This window comes from Ihuprevotella massiliensis (assembly GCA_900095835.1).
Taxonomy (GTDB): Bacteria; Bacteroidota; Bacteroidia; order Bacteroidales; family Bacteroidaceae; genus Alloprevotella; species Alloprevotella massiliensis.
The window spans coordinates 1,916,725-1,935,796 of record LT608321.1 but is presented as its reverse complement, the minus strand read 5'-3'; the positions used below and the strand labels follow the sequence as shown (position 1 = coordinate 1,935,796).

Annotated in this window: 12 protein-coding genes and 2 pseudogenes; 6 read left to right on the top strand and 8 right to left on the bottom strand. The window is 50.4% G+C overall.

What is annotated here, in order from left to right:
• Positions 1-97 precede the first annotated feature (97 nt).
• From BQ2633_RS11480 to BQ2633_RS07835, 5 genes and pseudogenes are all read right to left on the bottom strand, one after another.
• Positions 98-457: pseudogene (locus tag BQ2633_RS11480) on the bottom strand (restriction endonuclease subunit S); the annotation flags it as partial.
• Between the two features lie 278 nt (positions 458-735).
• Positions 736-4,662 (bottom strand): glycoside hydrolase family 2 TIM barrel-domain containing protein, encoded by a 3,927-nt coding sequence (locus BQ2633_RS07850; protein WP_075566274.1) that lies wholly within the window; start codon positions 4,660-4,662, stop codon positions 736-738.
• 114 nt (positions 4,663-4,776) lie between these two features.
• The gene (gene porT, locus BQ2633_RS07845) at positions 4,777-5,490 is read right to left on the bottom strand and encodes a type IX secretion/gliding motility protein PorT/SprT (RefSeq protein WP_075566272.1); all 714 of its coding nucleotides are present in this window, start codon (positions 5,488-5,490) and stop codon (positions 4,777-4,779) included.
• A gap of 172 nt (positions 5,491-5,662) precedes the next feature.
• The gene (locus BQ2633_RS07840; RefSeq protein ID WP_075566271.1) at positions 5,663-6,178 is read right to left on the bottom strand and encodes a gliding motility lipoprotein GldH; all 516 of its coding nucleotides are present in this window, start codon (positions 6,176-6,178) and stop codon (positions 5,663-5,665) included.
• Positions 6,179-6,181: 3 nt separating this feature from the next.
• Positions 6,182-7,480, bottom strand: coding sequence for a PSP1 domain-containing protein (locus tag BQ2633_RS07835; RefSeq protein ID WP_075567304.1), 1,299 nt, complete (start codon positions 7,478-7,480; stop codon positions 6,182-6,184).
• A gap of 677 nt (positions 7,481-8,157) precedes the next feature.
• Here BQ2633_RS07835 and recA point away from each other — a divergent pair.
• From recA to asnA, 3 genes are all read left to right on the top strand, one after another.
• Positions 8,158-9,243, top strand: coding sequence for a recombinase RecA (gene recA / locus BQ2633_RS07830; protein WP_075566269.1), 1,086 nt, complete (start codon positions 8,158-8,160; stop codon positions 9,241-9,243).
• A gap of 253 nt (positions 9,244-9,496) precedes the next feature.
• Entirely contained in the window at positions 9,497-9,952 is a 456-nt protein-coding gene (locus tag BQ2633_RS07825; protein ID WP_075566267.1) for a Fur family transcriptional regulator, read from the top strand.
• A 211-nt stretch (positions 9,953-10,163) separates the two neighbouring features.
• On the top strand, positions 10,164-11,201 hold the full coding sequence (gene asnA, locus BQ2633_RS07820) for an aspartate--ammonia ligase (RefSeq protein ID WP_075566265.1): 1,038 nt from the start codon (positions 10,164-10,166) through the stop codon (positions 11,199-11,201).
• Positions 11,202-11,386: 185 nt separating this feature from the next.
• Here asnA and epsC read toward each other — a convergent pair whose 3' ends face one another.
• A complete protein-coding gene (gene epsC / locus BQ2633_RS07815; RefSeq protein WP_075566263.1) occupies positions 11,387-12,247 on the bottom strand; it encodes a serine O-acetyltransferase EpsC in 861 nt (286 codons plus the stop codon).
• Between the two features lie 175 nt (positions 12,248-12,422).
• On the opposite strand from epsC, the gene cysK reads away from it, so the two are divergent.
• The 3 genes and pseudogenes from cysK (at position 12,423) to BQ2633_RS07800 (ending at position 16,476) form a co-directional block, all read left to right on the top strand.
• On the top strand, positions 12,423-13,355 hold the full coding sequence (gene cysK, locus BQ2633_RS07810) for a cysteine synthase A (RefSeq protein ID WP_075566261.1): 933 nt from the start codon (positions 12,423-12,425) through the stop codon (positions 13,353-13,355).
• Positions 13,356-13,754: 399 nt separating this feature from the next.
• Positions 13,755-14,507: pseudogene (locus BQ2633_RS11600) on the top strand (N-acetylmuramoyl-L-alanine amidase family protein); the annotation flags it as partial.
• Between the two features lie 1,024 nt (positions 14,508-15,531).
• Positions 15,532-16,476, top strand: coding sequence for an MlaD family protein (locus BQ2633_RS07800; protein ID WP_083233997.1), 945 nt, complete (start codon positions 15,532-15,534; stop codon positions 16,474-16,476).
• 305 nt (positions 16,477-16,781) lie between these two features.
• Here the strand turns inward: BQ2633_RS07800 and BQ2633_RS07795 are convergent, their stop codons facing one another.
• Both BQ2633_RS07795 and BQ2633_RS07790 read right to left on the bottom strand, forming a co-directional pair.
• The gene (locus BQ2633_RS07795) at positions 16,782-17,411 is read right to left on the bottom strand and encodes a cytidylate kinase-like family protein (RefSeq protein ID WP_075566257.1); all 630 of its coding nucleotides are present in this window, start codon (positions 17,409-17,411) and stop codon (positions 16,782-16,784) included.
• Positions 17,412-17,519: 108 nt separating this feature from the next.
• Positions 17,520-18,926 (bottom strand): MATE family efflux transporter, encoded by a 1,407-nt coding sequence (locus tag BQ2633_RS07790; RefSeq protein ID WP_075567299.1) that lies wholly within the window; start codon positions 18,924-18,926, stop codon positions 17,520-17,522.
• Positions 18,927-19,072 lie beyond the last annotated feature (146 nt).

Sequence of the window (19,072 nt, the reverse complement as noted above, 5' to 3'; positions counted from 1 at the left end):
TAAGTTTTTCATTCTGCTCATTACAAAATCTAATCTTTTCTACTATTGGATATACTTTTGATGCAAACAAGGCTAACTGGATTGAATCTGGATATGGTATTTCTATACATGACAGAGCAGGTACAGTTAACTGTTGTTGAATTGAACCATCTTTTTTGAATGTGATACGATTCAGAATTTGATGTAAGTATATTTCACCGCCCTTGTCATGAGGAGTAACAGCTAATAGCCTTATGATAGGGACATAGTTTGCTTCACGTAAAGCACAAAAGCCAATAGTTCCTCGTGCTGCAACAGTTACACTTGGTTTGGAAATTGTAGCTTGTTTTGCATATCCATATAGTCCGTCATTTTCAATTCCGTTCGAAAAAATAGGTATATTGAACTCTTCTGTCCTTTCTTTAGACCATTCTAAAGGACAATCACCACCAGCTTTAATAGATGCGATATCCCCTATTTTCCGTTTAGGCAGGCTATTTATATTTGATAGATACTCATAGTCTACTATATCGGTTATGAGTGCCTCTAAATTATGATTTAGCGGTAAGTATTATCCGAAAAAGTGCGTAAGTACCCGAACTGTGGGTACGGAACGAAAAAAGCAGTGAGATAGTGCTTCAAACGAAGACTATCTCACTGCTGAAATGATTTATATCTTAGACGTCAGACTTTTATCGTACGTAAGTTCCTAGGGAAACCTAGGCAGAGCGTTGTTTCTTCTGACGTCGGACAAGATTAACGGAAGAACTTGAGCGTGGTGCTCGTGCCGTCTGTTTGCTGCAGTTGGAGAAGGTAGGTGCCTTTGTCTAAATCTGCAGTGGAAAAACGGAGCTGTTGTGCAGCAGTGAGGGGAAGTTGCTGCAACACCATGCCTTGAAGGTTCAAAATCTCTGCTTGGTAGTAGGGGGCGAGATTGCCTTTCACCACCACAGTGCTGCTGTCGGGCTGAGAGAGTTGGAGCTCAGCAGTGGCAGATTGCAAAGTAGGAACGGAAAGACTCGTGATGAGACCGCCCAGAGGTGTGAAACGAAGGGTGTACTTCATCTTACCAGTTTTCTTGGTAGCCTTATACGCATCGAGGGTCTCAGCAGGTCCGCAACTTCCGCTACCGAGGCCTTGCTGGAAGGCGTCGAAGTGAGCTGTATTGTAGACGGGCTTCTTGAGTTCCCACCAGTGTTCTACAGCCACAAGGTCGTGGTCGTCGTAGGGAAGGATGGAGAAGTCTACCTGACCTTGGGTTTCGACACGGAAACCATTGCCATCGTTGTCGGTGAGATCGAGGCGACGGAGACTCATGCGGTTACCACAAGACTGGGTGCGTGCATAGTTGACGATGTTGCTATCTACTACCGTTTGGTAGCGACCAAAGAAGGAACCTTCCTGACGATCGACATAGTTCTCTTGAGGACCCTTAGCGGTGTAGTCGAGGTTGTTGAACTTGCGATCGAAGCCCATGGACACACCATAACGGCGCACCTTACCGCCATTGAGGATGAAGTCAGCATCGAGCAACACTGTGCCATCGGCATGGATGGTGTAGACGAGGTTGTTGGTCACATTGCCATCATACATGGTGGTGACTACTACCTTTTGACCATTTTGCTCGCTAGACACTTGGGGTGCACTGCCAAAGTTGAAGAGGTCGGGGATTTGGTAATTGCCGTTGAGCGTGTTGTAAGGCTTACTGGTGTAGGGAGCTTCATTTTCGATCCAACGGAAGTTGTCGTATTTTGCGCCCTTGCCCGGATAGAGGATGGGCTGACCATTGTAGCTCCATGCGATGACCTGACCAGACTGGTTGTCGAAGGTCATCGACACGCGGTCGTTGCTCACGGTCACTTGGTTGTTTTTGCGTTCCACCTTGAGGGGGTTCACAGTGCCCTTAACGGCAGGGAGCTTGGGAAGTGCGCTGCGCTGTGAGAGCACGAACTGCTCGGCAGCTTGCACATAACCCGCCTTTGCCCAGTCTTGATCGACAGTGCTACGCATTTCCACGTTGAGGTGATAGTCGGCTTTGTCGTCGATGGCAGTCTTCAAAGCAAGTTTGTTGTGCTTGATGCCTTGGGGCTTGAGTGCAGGAAGGTCGAGATCACCAGTTTCTACCACTTCTCCATCGCGCAACACGCTATAGTGGAGCGTGAAGCCTTCGAGGGTGCGGAAGGCATATTGGTTGGTCACCGTAACTTGCTTAGTGTTCTTGTTGTAAGCAAATTTCACGTATTGATATACCTTCTTGAGTTCGGTGAGCTTGGGCGTCCATTCGCGCTCAGAGGTGATGACACCGTTGTTGACGAAGTTACCTTGGTGAGGACCTGGATAGTCGTAACCGGTGGTGAGACGACGTACGCCGTTCTTAAGGAGTTGGGGGTTGTAGATGCCTTGGTCTACCCAGTCCCAGATACATCCACCGATACCTACAGAGGATTTTTCGAGAACATCCCAGTATTCGCGGAGATAGCCCATGCTATTACCCATGGCGTGATTGTATTCGCACATGAAGTAGGGCTGACCGGCAGCGTTGGTACCTTGTCTGTTGGCAGCTTGCGCTACTTCCCACACGGGAGGATACATCTTACTGTTGAGGTCGGTGATGCCAGCCGTGTGACGACCAGCGTTGGTGGCTCCTTCGTAGTGGATGGGACGTGCGTCAAGGGCACGCACAGCGTTGTGAGTGGCGATGAAGTTGTCGCCTGCGCCGCTTTCGTTACCCAACGACCAGAAGACGATGCTGGGGTGGTTGCGGTCGCGCAGCACCATGCGTTCGGTGCGGTCGATCATCATAGGTTTCCAACTTTCACGACCAGAGATGACTTGGTTGTTGTAACCTTGGCGAGCTCCGTTGTCGTTCCAGTTTTTGTGGCACTCGATGTCAGCTTCGTCCATGATGTAGAGTCCGTAGTAGTCGAACATGGCATACATCTTGGGCTGACGAGGATAGTGTGAGGTGCGCACGGTGTTCACATTGGCTTGCTTCATCATGAAGATGTCGCGAAGCATGGTGGGAACGTCCATGGTGCGTCCCTTTTCGGGGTGGGTGTCTTGGGTGTTGACGCCCTTGAAGAAGACGCGCTTGCCGTTGACGAGGACAAGACCGTCTTTGATTTCGATGTTGCGGAAACCATATTTGGTGTTGAACACCATCTCTTCCTTGCCCTTGTCGTCTTGTTGTGACACAACGACATTGTAGAGATAGGGAGTTTCTGCGGTCCAAGCCTTGAGATTGGTCAATCCTTCGAGGCTCACCTTTGCACTGGTCTTCTCTGCATCGGCAGTGAAGGGGACAGTGGTGGTGGCAGACTTCACGAGCTGATTGTCGGCATCGAACAAGCTCACCTTGATTTGCTTCGTGCCGCTGAGCTTGTGACGGTTGTCGAGCTCGAGGCTCACTTCCATCTTGCCAGCTGCGTAGGACTTCTTAGGATCGAGCTCGGCAGTGATGACGTGGTCGCGCACGAAAGTTTGGGGAGTGGCAACGAGATAAACATCACGGTGGAGACCACTCATGTGGAAAGCGTCTTGTCCTTCGAGATAAGAGGCATCTGTCCAACGGATGACTTGCACGGCTACTTGGTTTTCACCAGCTTTCACCGCCTTGGTGATATCGAATTCAGCGTCGTTGTTGCCGCCTTCGGTGTAGCCGATGTACTTGCCATTGACCCAAACGTAGGCACCACTATAGATGCCATCGAAGTGGAGGAAGACATTCTTCTTGTCCCAGTCGGTAGGGAGGTTGAAGGTGCGGCGATAGCTGCCCACAGGGTTGGGGTCTACCAGTCCTTTATACTCATTGCGGAGCTTGATGAAGGGTGGTTTGTCGTAGAAGATGTAGTCCACATTGACATAAACGGGCTTGTCGTAGCCTTTCATTTCCCAGCAAGAGGGCACTTCGATGTTGTCCCACTGAGACACGTCAAATGTGGTCTTCACAAACGCTGTGTCGCGCTTGGCAGCATCTGGAGCATACTTGAACTTCCACTGTCCATTGAGTGTGAGGAATTGCGCTTGCTCAGGATCCAACCAGGCTTTTTTGTAGCGTGCATCGGCTTGGAGCTGAGCGGTGGTGGCGTAGGGGATGAAGGTGGCGCGGCCGCGCTCCTTGTTGATGCCAAAAACCATTTCATCTTCCCACTCTGCACGGTTAGGACGTTGGATGTCCTTGAGAGTAGTTTCGGTGAATTTGAAGAGGGTGTTGTTGCTTTTCTCCGAATCGAGCATCACCTTACCATCTGTGGTGATGGCAAGATATTTCGTTTCACGTTGGAGAGAGGCTGCACGAAGGCGGAAGTTGGTGCCTTCTTCTTCGAGAATGAGCTGCTGGTTGGGGTTGCTCACATCGAGCGACCACAAGAGAGGTCCTTTAGAGGACTGAATGGCAAGGTCTACAGCGAGATTGGACTCTGGATTGTAGAGTGCAAAAGCGTCTGACCCAACAGCTTTGAGCTGCCAGAGTTGTTCGGGACTGCCTTTCTTGTAGGCTTCTCCCACAAGTGGACTGTCTTTTGCAGCAGTACCTCCCGTAGAAAGCGTCATTCCATGATGGACATTGGTGAGGACGTAGTAGCGCTCCCCTTCTACCTTGGCAGAAGCGGAAAGAGCACTACAACACCACAACACCCCTATCGCAACCAGGGTAAGCAGGGATGAAAGGGTTTTGGTTTTCATGTAAACTATTATTGAAATTGATGAGTATTTGTAGGAAGAAGTGCCCTAAAACTAGACTGCAAGTGGCTGCTCTCAGCAGGAGACGATGCAGCAGTTCGGAGGAACAGGAGAGAATTATTCAAAATAAAAGGTGAGCACCACCATGCCTGGTGTGGCTTTTGAGATGCCTTGCGTGAAAATCTGCTGTGAGGGTTCGGTGAGGTCGGGACGATTGTGACGCAACACGTCGCTCAATCCGAAATAGAACTTGAGTTCGGGGTTCAGTTTGAAGAAGGGGAGGTAGAAATCGCAGCCGAGTCCGATTTGCACGAAGGTTTGCAGGGGTTGGGTGCGGAGCATCTCGCCTTTTCCGCTGGTCATGTCGTACATGGCGGAGAAACCACCCACGAGATAGGGGCGATAATTATTGAAGCGCGGTGCTGCCACTTTGAGATCGAGGGGCAGGGCTACAAAGGTGCTCTTAAGATTTTGCGAGAGTCGCGAACCGTCTACTTGATTGCGGAAGGCGATGTGCTTAGATCCAAAATGCAATCCAGGACTCACTCTCAGCGAAATTTGTCGAGTGATGCGCCAGTCGCCGAGCACGCCCACGGAGAACCCGAAGTTTTGACGGTCGTTTTCTGCCATCCACTGTGCTCCCGTCGCAGGATCTACGAAACCATTGTTGATGAGCTTGAGACTTTGATCGTGAAATCCGATGTGGAATCCATAGTGCCAGGGGCGCTCGTCGATGAAGGGTTTGTTTTGCACCACACGTTGCTGCGCCATCGTCGCTAAAGCTAGAACGAAGGTCGTCATCAAAAGTAAATATCTACGTACGTGGGGCATATTTTGGGGAACAAAGTAGTACTCAGAGAGGATAGCACCAGCTATACTCTTCTTTGCTATGGTTTACTATTATATCCTTCTATCTTACCTATCCTTTGCCAAGACACAACAATTTGCACCTCGTTTCACCCCCAACTTTTGTTGGATATAATTGAGAAAAGCAGATAGTCCCTCACTCCATTCTCAATCCGATGGAGTCGAAGCCAGGAAGGCTCTGCTGACTCATCAGATGGCGGATGACCACACGCCCTGTGGCGTGAGCAGGCAGTGCGACAGTGCCGAGAGGAAATTCGTAAGGATAGAGCGACACTCCCTTAGTGCGCACCATTCCGTCGGGATGGTGGAAGGTGCAGTCGAGCGTGTCGGTGCGATTGAGCACCGTGCTGTCGCCCAACTTCCAGGTTTGGTGCACGGCAATCGTCAAACAGGTGTAGGGATAGACGTGCGCTGACGATTTGCGCAGGGCGATGGTCAAATGGCGCGTGCCAGAGGTGGGGAGGGAATCTACGACGAATGCCGCAGAATCACGGTATTCCCAACCAGAAACGCGCAACGACTGGTAGTGGAGATAACCATCGTGGGTGGTGCAACTTGCGAGCTGCACGAGCACCATGAGCAACACTGCGAGCGGCATCACCCATAAGCCATGGCGCGCAGACGCCGTTTTGTGAAATTGTGCCCAGTTCATAAACTATTCCTTTGCTGGCTGGTTCGCACTTTTGGGAGCATTATCTGATTTTCTAGGCTCGCGCTGGCGATATTCACGTGGTCTACGTGCCTCATCACGACCATTTCCTTGCCCCTCGCGCTGGTTGCCTTGCGCTTCGCGAGGTCTTCTGCCTTCCTCACGATTGTTTCGTCCTTGTTCCTCACGGTTGCGTGGGGCGCGGTCACGATCTTTCGATTGAGGTTTGCGTTTTTTGTTTTTGCGGAGCTTGTCAAAGCGGGTCAAATCGTCTTGTTCTGCCAAATCCACGGGCTTTTTAGGCACCGCGCGTTCCTCATTATCGAGAGCTTCAGGCTTGTCTCCCGCTTTGTTTTGCGCAATGATTTCCCAAGCTCTCTCAGCACTAATGGTCACCAGATTGACTGCCATGCGCTTATCCATGGAGTAGGTGATGCGACCGCTCAAGATGTCCGTTTTGAAGTGGAAATAGGTGGCATCGAGCGTTTCGAGTGTTACATTGCGATCGGGGAGTGTTTGGTGCGCCTCTTGGTAAACATCGAGTTCGTAGTTCAAGCAGCACTTGAGTTTACCGCATTGTCCTGCCAATTTCTGCGGATTGGGCGAAAGATCTTGCTGACGTGCAGCCCCCGTAGAGACGGTTTGAAAATCTTTACGCCAAGTGGAGCAACACAATTCTCTGCCGCAGGGTCCGATACCTCCGATGCGTGCCGCTTCTTGTCGGGCACCAATCTGGCGCATCTCGATGCGTACGTGGAAGGTGTCTGCCAAAACGCGAATCAACTTGCGAAAGTCGATGCGTTGATCGGCGATGTAATAGAAAATCGCTTTGTTGCAATCGCCCTGATATTCCACGTCTCCAATCTTCATGTCCAACTGGAGTTCTTTGGCTATCTGACGGCTCTGAATCATGGTGGCATTTTCGCGACCGCGAGCCTCTTCCCATTTGTCAATGTCTGCAGGGCGCGCTTTGCGGTAGATGCGTTTCAAGTCTGTACCTGGCTTAAGTTGCGCTTTTTTCATTTGCAGTGGCACCAGACTTCCAGTAAGGGTCACTGTGCCAATGTCATGCCCTGGCGAGGCTTCCACAGCTACGATGTCGCCTTTGGCAAGGTCGAGCTGATTATCATTGAGGAAATATCCTTTTCTTGTATTCTTAAACTGCACTTCTACGAGGTTCGACACTTGGTTGTTGCCCGGAACGTCGCTGTAATAGTCGAACGTATTGAGCTGATGCTTGGAGCATCCACAACCGCAAGCCGCAAATCCTCGGAGAGCAGGGTCGGAGATGGTGGTATCGTGCATGTCTATATGTTGGAGAGTGGCTGTGCGCCACATGAAAAAGGAGAGGTGAGGAGAAACGTGCGAAAAATGAGGGCTAAATTGGGGACTCGAGGGAGCACCTTGGAGGCTGTGACGAGCAACTTTGCTGTCGTTTGGACGAATCTATCCAGACAAATTGCGAGTATCGTTGCATCTAGCCACGCACATTGCCTTTCTCCTGCTACCGCAAAGGTAACTTTTTTTGAGCAATCTGCCAAGGAAGTGGGTGGAATTTAGACATATGCAAGCATACATTGCCCACATACATCAATTTATCGCCTTGACACTCCCTTTGCCGTCCGTTTTTCCACCTCCACTTTCACCCGTTTGGTGGGGGAAGCGAGGGTGATTTATCTCTAAACTTTAACGCTTACAATCTAACATTGTCGCACATCGTCAACAACTACGCATAACTTTGCACCATCGTTCGCAGCAATCTTCGAGAAAAGTCGGATTTCAAGGAGGTTTTCCCGAAGTTTCAAGAACAGAACCACCTGGTTGCAAAGCAAAAACCACGCCATTCCGAAGAGGTATTCCAACCATATCAAAGCGATTTTCACACTATCTCAAAGCGAATTTGCTACCCTATCGAAGAAGATTTGCCTTAATTCGATGAGAATACACCCCGTTTCAACAAGAACTTTACAAACTTTCTTACCATGACTAAACACGACCATTCCACCCCCATCGCAGAGAGCAGCGTACGCATCAAAGCCCTGCAAGCAGCCATGCAACAAATCGAAAAAGATTTCGGACGCGGCTCTGTGATGTTTCTCGGACAGCAACCCACCGAACCAATAGAAGTGATACCCACAGGCTCCATGGCGCTCAATGCTGCCCTAGGCATCGGTGGTTATCCTCGGGGCCGCATCGTAGAAATCTATGGTGGCGAGGCTTCGGGCAAGACTACGCTCGCCCTCCATGCCATAGCCGAGGTGCAACGCACGGGCGGCACGGCACTGTTTGTCGATGCAGAACACGCCTTTGACCCACATTATGCCGCGCGACTAGGCGTCGACGTCAAAGCACTCCTCGTGGCACAGCCCGACAGTGGAGAAGACGCGCTCGAAATAACCGATACTCTCATCCGCTCTGCCGCTATCGACCTCGTGGTGGTGGACTCTGTGGCAGCGCTCACCCCGAAAGCCGAACTGGAAGGGGAGATGGGGGACAACAAACTCGGACTGCAAGCGCGACTCATGAGTCAAGCGCTGCGAAAAATCACGGCTTCGCTCGCCAAAACGCGCACCACTTGCATCTTCATCAACCAACTGCGCGAAAAAATCAACGTCCCCTTTGGCAATCCAGAAGTGACCACAGGAGGAAACGCCCTCAAATTTTACGCTTCTCTCCGACTCGATGTGCGCCGATTCAGCAATATCAAGAAAGACGGCTGCGACATCGGTGCAATGACGCGCGTGAAAGTGGTGAAAAATAAGATGGCGCCACCTTTCCGCTCCTGCGAATTTGAACTGATCTTCGGGCGCGGCATCTCACACTTGGGCGAATTGCTCCACCTCGGGCTTGCCCTCAAGGTGCTCCACAAGACTGGTGCGTGGTACAGCCTTGGCGACCGCCACATCGCCATGGGGCGCGAGGCTTTCTTGCAAACACTAGCAGAAAATCACGAACTGCGCAACGACATTGAGGCACGTATCACCGAACAACTTGCACAACCCGACACGGTGGAGGAATTTGATTGGGCATTTCTCGACCAACCGAGCAATAACTCCTCACCTTTTTAGACAACAACTTGCACAAGAACACACCTGCCTTAGCACTTCATACCAACCTCGTGTTGGCCTTTTATCTATATTAAACACAATCTTTTTTTTTGAGAACCCCGATAGACGCTAGACGTTATCGGGGTTTATTTTGCCCTTGCGCGGACAGATTTCCTCGTCACTCCGAGACATTATCCCCTACTCTCCTAGATTCCCCACAGCAAACACAAGATTTGCACCCGAAAAGAGAAGAAAAAATGCTACCTTTGCAGTTATGAATGACCCAATGCTCACCCAAGCTGTCGAAGCCAAGCTCGCTCATCGTGACATCCGTGCCACTTCGAGTCGCATACTCGTGCTTCGCACACTCATGACTCAAGAAAGCGCACTGGCACTCTCCGACCTCGAAGCGATACTTCCGACACTCGACAAAAGCACCCTCTTTCGCACGCTCACCACCTTTGCGGCGCATCACCTTGTACACATCGTGGAAGATGGTAGCGGTTTGGCGAAATATGCCCTCTGTGCCGATGATTGCCACTGTGGCGAGGACGAAAATGATGAATTGGCAGACCTCCACACTCACTTTTACTGCGAGCGTTGCCAGCGCACCTTCTGTCTTCGTGGGGTTCCTGTGCCCATGCCCGAACTGCCAGAAGGATTTTCAGTCCGCACTGTCGGATTTGTGGTCAAAGGCATCTGCGATAAATGTAGTGGCGCACAACCATAAACTAAAGCACTTTTTCGCACAAAATGCTATTTTTCTACACCTCACAAAAGAAAAACGCAATTAAAACTACCAGAAAAACGCATTTTCGCTTTTAAGACTCCAAATAAAAATGTATTTTTGTGGGCGTTAAAATGAAAAAGAGTCATCTGTTTGGCTTTATTTCTAGTGATTTGTAAAACATCTCTCTCATTTTCTTGAGAAAACCTTCCTTATGAGTTATCTTCTCCCCCTCAACCATTATCGTCCGCTCCTAGACATGAGCGAAACAGAACAAGGCATTAAGGTCATTAAAGAGTTTTTTGCCGACAATCTCTCCACCGCGCTGCGCTTGCGTCGCGTCACAGCTCCACTGTTTGTGTTGCGCGGTTTGGGTATCAACGACGATTTGAGCGGAACAGAGCGTGCGGTGAACTTCCCCATCAAAGATTTGGGCGATGCTCGCGCAGAAGTGGTGCATTCGCTGGCTAAATGGAAGCGCCTGACACTGGCAGAATATCAGATAGCTGAGGGATATGGCATCTACACTGACATGAACGCCATCCGCGCAGACGAGGAATTGGGCAATCTCCACAGCCTTTATGTCGATCAATGGGACTGGGAACGCGTGATTTCCCCAGAAAATCGCACGGTAGACTTCTTGAAGCAGATTGTTCGTTCGATTTATGCTGCTATGCAGCGCACAGAATATCTGGTGTGTGAGCGTTTTCCACAACTCACTTCGCAATTACCTGAGGAAATTACCTTCGTTCATGCCGAAACCTTGCGCCAACGCTATCCCAACTTGAGTGCGAAGGAGCGCGAAGACGCCATTACTCGCGAACTTGGGGCTGTGTTTATCATTGGCATCGGAGGAAAGCTCGGAGATGGTGAGCCCCACGACATGCGCGCTCCCGACTATGATGACTACTCTACACTCTCCGATGAGGGACTTCCCGGACTCAATGGTGACCTCTTGGTGTGGAATGAAGTGTTAGGCCGTTCGCTGGAACTTTCGTCCATGGGTATCCGTGTGGACAAGGAGGCATTGGAACGTCAACTCAAAGAGAGCGGGCACGAAGACCGTCGTTCTCTCTATTTCCACCAACGACTGCTCGATGGCACACTTCCTTTGAGTGTGGGAGGTGGCATAGGACAGAGCCGTTTGTGCATGTATTATCTGCAAAAGGCGCACATCGGCGAAATCCAAGCCTCCATTTGGCCCGAAGATATGCGACAATCTTGCAAGGAAATGGGCATTCCCTTGATCTAAATGTCAAGAATTCACAGAAGATTTATCAATATTAGATGTTAGAAAAAGGGCTGGCGCAATGAAATTCTCGAAAGAATCTCATTGCGCCAGCCTATTTTTGTATCGTACTATTCGATGTTGCTATTGAGCACGCTTAGCATGAGCAAGAATATGCCCCACTCTGTCCTGCAAGACAGAGCAAGTGGCTAAATGCCGCCTCCGTCTTCAAAGGTGGCGCCGAGGGTGGTTTTGCTCTGCAACATGCGACTGTGTGGAGGCATAGCCTGCGTGCACCACACGTTACCTCCAATGATGCTGTCGTGACCGATGGTGATGCGCCCCAACACCGTAGCGTTACTATAGATGACCACATTGTCTTCGATGATGGGATGACGCGGCACATTCATCAACGACCCGTCTTCTGCCTTGCGGAAACTGCGTGCCCCAAGGGTGACGCCTTGATAGAGACGCACATTGCGCCCGATGATGCAGGTTTCCCCTATCACCACACCCGTGCCATGATCGATGGCAAAGGCTTCGCCAATCTGCGCACCGGGGTGGATGTCGATACCCGTTTGAGCATGTGCCAACTCGCTGATGATGCGTGGCAAAATGGGCACTTTGGCACGGAGCAAAGCATTTGCCATGCGATAGTGTAGGATGGCTTTCACCGAAGGATAGCATAAGATAACCTCCGAAAACGTGGTGGACGAAGGGTCACCATCGTAAATCGCTGCAACATCTAAGCCTATGAGGCGGCGCAACTCGGGGAGACACTCCATAAAAGCCGTGGTGATCTGGCGCGAACAACAGTCTTCTCCCGCCACCAAAAGGGCTTGGCGCACCTGCTCGAGGAGGATGCGCGAGAGTTTCGACAAGCATTCCACCGTGGGGCGCGAAGTGAAATAACCAGGGAACACCAAGTCGCGCAACAACGTCACGGCTTCTTCGAGGTGAGCCGGCACTATGCCATCAGCTTCTCCCAATGGGATGTGAGGATCGGGCTGAGCAAGCGCCACAGTGAGTTGAGCGATTTGGTCGGGATTAAGGAGGGGTTGGAGCGTCATAAGAAGAAAATGCAAAAACACACCTATTTTATAAGGTGGGCATCCTAGATGTTTGCTTATAAACTTGTAAATTTGCGGTAGAGAATCACCACATCACTGCAAAGTTACACATAAATTCGCAGATGCCTCGGTTTTCCTCGCTAAAACTCTCTATAATAAACTCAACACAATTCCTATGTCTAAAATAGCTTCTTCTGCCCTTGCTCTCGTGGGACACACTCCCCTTGTCGAAACTGCGCGCGTGGCTGCCGAACTTCAACTCAAAGCTCGCGTACTTGTCAAATTAGAATCCTTTAATCCTGCAGGTTCGGTGAAAGATCGCACCGCACTTGCTATGGTCGAAGCCGCAGAGCTCGACGGCACTCTCTCACCCGGTGCCACCATCGTCGAAGCTACGAGCGGAAACACAGGTGTAGGGCTCGCCTTTGTCGCTGCCATTAAGGGCTACAAAGCCATCATCGTGATGCCCGAAACCATGAGTATCGAACGCCGTCGCTTGGTGGCTGCCTATGGTGCCGAGGTGGTGCTCACTCCTGGTGCCGAAGGTATGAAAGGAGCCTTGGCAAAAGCCGAAGAGATTCGTCTGAACACCCCAGGCGCAGTCACATTAGGACAATTTGTCAATCCAGCTAATCCACAGGTTCACTTCAACACCACTGGTGTGGAAATCGCCCATGACACTGATGGCAAAGTGGACGTATTGGTGGCTGGTGTAGGCACAGGTGGCACCGTAAGTGGCGCTGGTTTCTACTTGAAAACACAAAATTCTTCCATTCGCATCGTGGCAGTAGAACCCACAGATTCGCCCGTGCTCAGTGGTGGTCAAGCAGGTGCACACAAGATTCAAGGCATTGGCGCAGGCTTCATCCCCGACACCTACAACCCAGCTGTGGTGGACGAAGTGATGCAAGTCACCAACGAAGAGGCCTACGAAGCGGCTCGTTTGCTTGGACGAAAAGAAGGCATCCTCTGCGGAGTGTCGTCGGGGGCTGCTTTCCATGCCGCAATCTCCTTGGCACAAAAGCCAGAAAACGAAGGAAAAACTATCGTTGCCGTCCTTCCCGACACAGGAGAACGCTATCTTTCTACCCCTTTGTTTGGAGAATAAACCCTACACTTTTCTGTCAGCGCGAGTACCTTGGTGCAACCCTACTCAATGAGGAAGTTATCATATCCTTTTTAGCCTCTGCACCTTCCATCCTCAAGGGATGCACACCCCAAAATGCCGTCTGCAGGTCGGTCATTTAGGCACAGCTCACGCACAAAAGGCTCAAATTCGCCTTACTTCCCCCAAAAGAAGTGAGGCGAATTTGTTGTTACTAAGTGAAGATTTCACCTATACTACGGGTGGAATATGCAAAATATCCGATACAGGCAAGACTATTCCATCAGAAATGAGGGCTATTCCCCCGAAAATGATTAACTTTGCCAGGCAACATCATTTCAAACGATGCGACATACCACTATGATTTTTCGAAACCATTGGGCACGACTCGTCTGGATACTCATGCTACTCTTCGCAGTGGTATGGGGCAGTGGTGCGTGCTTATCGGTCAACGCTGCAACAAAACGTCCCTTCGTGCTGGTCATTGACGCTGGACACGGCGGAAAAGACGCCGGAGCAGTGGGACAGCTCACCAAAGAAAAGGACATCAACCTCAATGTGGCTCTGGCACTCGGCAGATTAGTCGAACAGAATTGCCCTGACGTTAAGGTGATTTACACCCGAAAGACCGACGTTTTTGTCACCCTTCAAGGACGTGCAGACATTGCCAACCGCAACAAAGCGGATCTCTTCATCTCTGTGCACACCAACTCTTCGCCCGTGGGGAAAGCGGCTCCGATGGGGGCAGAGACTTACACCTTGGGTATGCACCGCGCAGCGGACAATCTCGAGGTGGCAAAGCGAGAAAACAGTGTCATCACGCAAGAAAACAACTACAAACAAACCTATCACAATTTCGATCCTCGCAAGTCGGAGAGCTATATTATCTTCGAATTTATGCAAGATCGCAATATGCAGCAAAGTGTAGACCTTGCGCGCGCCATCCAGCGGAACTACACCTCATCGGGTCGCCACAATAAGGGCGTGCATCAAGCTGGTTTTCTCGTGCTCCGTGCCACTTCCATGCCTTCGGTGCTCACCGAATTGGGTTTCATTTCCAATGCCGAAGAAGAAAAATTCCTACACTCTCGCCAAGGGGTGGAAACTCTGGCACGCGCCATCTTCGAAGGGTTTAAGGCTTATCGCCAAAAGCATCATGCCGAAAATGTGCTTTCTCCCGAAAACACGAACGATGAAGGCGAAGCCCAACCTTTGGTGGCAGAAACAACTCCCATAGCAGAGCCTGTGTCTCCACGAGATGCCGTGCGCAACTCAGTGGCAGTGCCCCAACCCGTGGATGTTTCCACACTCAAAGCCGAGGTGGTGCCCGTGCCCACGCGCCCTTTTGGGCAACCGGCAACTCCAGTGGAGAAAACGCATGAAGAAACTGCTAAGGTCATCTCCTTGCCCGAACTTCCCCCTGCTGTTGCCACATCCACACCTGCCAAGGCTGGAGCGACGGTTCACCAAGATTCATTGGTGCCCGTGCTTCCCGTGGAGGTCACCACTCCGCAACTCAACACCACCACTCCCCTTGTGGCAGAACAGACCTCCCAGCCCATCGACATCATGGTGCCTCCTCCCACCCAAAAGCTCGCCAAGACTGCATCAACAGCCGCTAAGACTGTAGAAGCGCTCTCCGTCGCGGCGAACCAAGACCACAAAACAATGAACCAAGAGGTCAAGGTGGTCGAGCAAACAGTCAAAACTCAGAAGCAAGAAGTCAAAACTGCAAAACAGGAAGTCAAAGTAGTTCAACAAGAAACAAAGAGAACTCAACCTGAGATTAAGACGCAAAAGCAAGAAACTAAGACTGAAAAACAAGAATCCAAAACAGTCACAAAGGAGACCAAGGAGAAGCAGAAAAAAGAAGCCCAGACTGCTCCCAAAGTCCCAGAAAAATCCAATAACCAACGCGTAGTATTTAAGCTACAACTCTTCACCATCGACCGCGCACTTCGCAGTGACGACCGACATTTCAAGGGACTTTCTCCCGTGGAATACTACGAAGAAGGTGGACGCTACAAATATACTTACGGCGCAACTACAAACTATGACGAGGCAAAGCGCCTGCAAAAAGAAATTGCAGATCGTTTTCCAGATGCCTTTGTCGTAGCATTTCTCAACAATCAACGCACAGAACTTGCCGAAGCAATAAAGCTCTCTAAGCTTACGCCAAATGGCAAAAACTAAACTTCTCCACATGTTCAAGATTACTCGCGAAATCAAAATCGCACTCACCGCTATCGCTGCGGGCATCTTGCTCTTTGTAGGCATCAACTTCCTCAAAGGCATCAATATTTTCGAGTCGAGCAATTCCTACTATGTCAAGTTTAAGGACATCAAAGGGCTTGCTGTCTCCAATGCCGTTTATGCTAACGGCTATCCTGTGGGCATCGTCCGCGACATCAACTATAATTATAGTGACAACGATGGCGTAGTCGTACGCATCGAGTTGGACCAAGACATGGCTGTGCCCCAAGGTACGACAGCGGAACTCGAAGTGGCGCTCATGGGTGGTGTGACAATGAACCTGCTCCTTGGCGCTAATCCTACTGCCGTGGTTGCACCTTTCGACACCATCTCCGGCGGACTCCACCAAGGCGCCATGGAACAAGCTAGCGCGATGCTCCCACAAGTACATCAAATGTTGCCCAAGATTGACAGCATCCTCACCAACCTCAACCGCTTGACTGCCACAGCAGAACTCCAACAAACGATTGTCAATGCTGCCGAAATCACGGAGCACCTCAAGCACACCACCGCACGTCTGGATGGACTTATGGCGAAGGACGTACCTTTGATGATGGCACATCTCAACCGCACTGCAGGCAATGCCGCTACCTTGAGTGGCAATTTGGCAAAGGTAGATGTGGACGGCACGATGCAAAACGTCAATGGGACGCTCCAAGATGTGCGACACATGACGGGACAACTCACCAACGTGATGAGCGATATGCAGCAGAAGCTCAATTCTAAAGACAACAATCTCGGTGCCTTCCTCCATGACCGCGCACTCTATGATCGCCTCAACCAGGCTGTACTCAACGCAGACTCTCTCCTTTATGATGTGAGAAAGGCCCCCAAACGCTACGTCCATTTCTCTATCTTCGGACGTAAGTAAACTTCCACCTCGCAGACTGTTGTGAGTGCATCTTCTGCTATTGCAGATGCCTACTTTACCTTGTTTCGCAACAATCCAGCACACGCTGCGATACATCGCAACAAAGCAACAATCCCACCTCAAGACGCTTTCTTGAGGTGGGATTATTTTTGTAAAAAAGGTCCCTTTGGCACCCACTTTTTCCCAAGGCAAGTAATGGCTTTCAGCAGGTTCTAGGGAACACTTCCCAAAGTCCAACAACGGCCATACAGAAAGTAGGGAAGTGTCTTCCTAAAACACGAAAAGTCCGTGCGATAGGGTGGCTTTTATTCTTGGGAAAAACCCAGATGTTCAATGAAGTTGGCAATAAAATCCACCGTACCTTCTATGCCCAAAAGGGAAGAATTCACGCAAAGGTCATAGGTATCTGCTGCGCCCCACGTGCCAGAAGAATAGAAGTTGTAGTAAGTGGCGCGTTCATCGTCGGCTTCTTCGATGATGCTTTGGGCAGCTTTGGGCAAGACATTGCGACGCTGTGCCACACGACGTATGCGGTCATCGAGATTAGCAGTAATGAAAATGTTCACATGACGAGGGTGCTCGCGCAGAATGTAGTCGGCAACACGTCCGATGAACACACAAGAGCGTTCAGAAGCGATGCGTTGGATGACACGACTTTGGATGATAAAAAGGTTTTCCTCGGAGAGTTGGTTGTCGTAGAAGTCACCACCGCCCCCGAAAAAGGGCTGTACCACGTGGAAAATGCTACGAAAAAGACCTTTCTTCTCATCACTCCGTTCGAAGAGTCCTTGACGCAGTCCACTCTCTTGGGCTGCCAGCGACAGAATCTCCTTGTCGTAATAAGCAATGTTGAAACGCTCGGCAAGGCGCTTGCCAATTTCACGGCCTCCACTACCAAGTTGGCGACCAATGTTAATGACGAAAGGGGTAGACATTATAGATACAGCAATTAGAAGTTATACATGATTTGATAAAACATTCTGGCATTCCACAAAATGGGGCAGACCATCCATAGAAATTATAGCCAAACGACGGCAAGGAGATTAGAGGCGCTCAGCACTTTTTTGGCGCAATTTGCGAATTTGTGCCACAAGCATCACCACAGAAATCAGTGCTGCCACACCATCCGCTGCAGGGAGCGAATACCACACTCCGTCGATGGGTGCAGCTCCAGAAAGGAAATTGGGTAAAATGCGAGGCAAAGTGAGTACCAAGGGGATGAGGAAAATGAGTTGACGCGTGAGCGAGAGGAAAATACTCTTTGCTGGAGATCCAATGCTCTGAAAGAAGGCAGAGGAAACAATCTGCATCCCTATCACGGGCCAAAAGATACTCACCACACGTAGCCCATGTTCGCCTGCCGCAGCGAGTTCGGGAGCATCTTTCACGAATAGTCCTACCAAGGCTCCGGGGAAGAGATGGCTGGCGGCAAAACTTAAGGTAGTGACCACCGTGGCAGCCACGAGGGTGTATTTGACCACACTTTCCAAACGATGAAACTTCTGTGCCCCAAAGTTGTAACCTGCGATGGGGAGCATGCCTTGGTCGAGTCCCATCACCACAAAAGCCATGAACATGGCTAGGCGATTGACGATGCCATACGCACCAACAGCAGTGTCCCCTCCATATTCTGCCATAGAGCGCATGATGGTGATGGCGACAAGACTTGTGGTGGTGTTGATGAGAAATTGGGGAAGTCCGATGGTGAGTACCTCTTTCATGATGCGCCCTTGCGGACGAAGATAGCGACGCAATAGACGCACAGGACTATCCTTCCTACTAAAGAGCCAGAATTGCCAACACAGGGCGCACATCTGTGCGATGAGGGTGCTCCACGCTGCCCCTGCAATGCCCCACCCTAGGCGCATCACAAAGAGATAAGCCAAGACGGTATTTATCGCCACCGTGCCGATGTTGGCATACATGGCATACATCGGGCGACTGGTCGAACGCAGTTGAGCATTTAAGCCATAATACATGTGGGTAAACACATTACCGAAGAGCAAAATTTGCATGTAAGCTCTAGCATGTGGGAGTGTGCGATCGGAAGCACCAAATAGGCGGAGGATGGAATCAAGATTTAGCTCCAGCACTAAGCCGAGTGTAAGTCCAATCATCACATTGAGCACAATAACATTGCCCAAGATGGCATGCGCCGCTTTGTAGTCTTTCTGTCCCAAACGGATGCTCATGAGCGTAGACCCACCGATACCGACCATTGCTCCAAAGGCAGCCGAAATCGCCATGAGCGGATTGGTCAGTGCCAAACCAGAGATGGCATCCGCTCCCACTGCTTGTCCGATGAAGATGCCGTCGATGATGTTGTAGAGCGACGACACCACCATGGCAATAATGGCAGGGAGGGAGTATTGCACCAAGAGTTTAGGGATGGACTTTTCGCCAAGTGCATTGAATTTATTGGAAGTGTCTAGAGAAGTCTGTGAGGTCATAAAAGGAAAGATGCGTGGGGCTGGAATACAAATGCCAATCACTGCGCGATATGTCGCACAGCTGTAGTAGACCACCATCAAATGGTTACTGCAAAAGTACGATATTTTTTGAGGGCAGTCCGATAGTTTGCCGCAAAATTGCGCTC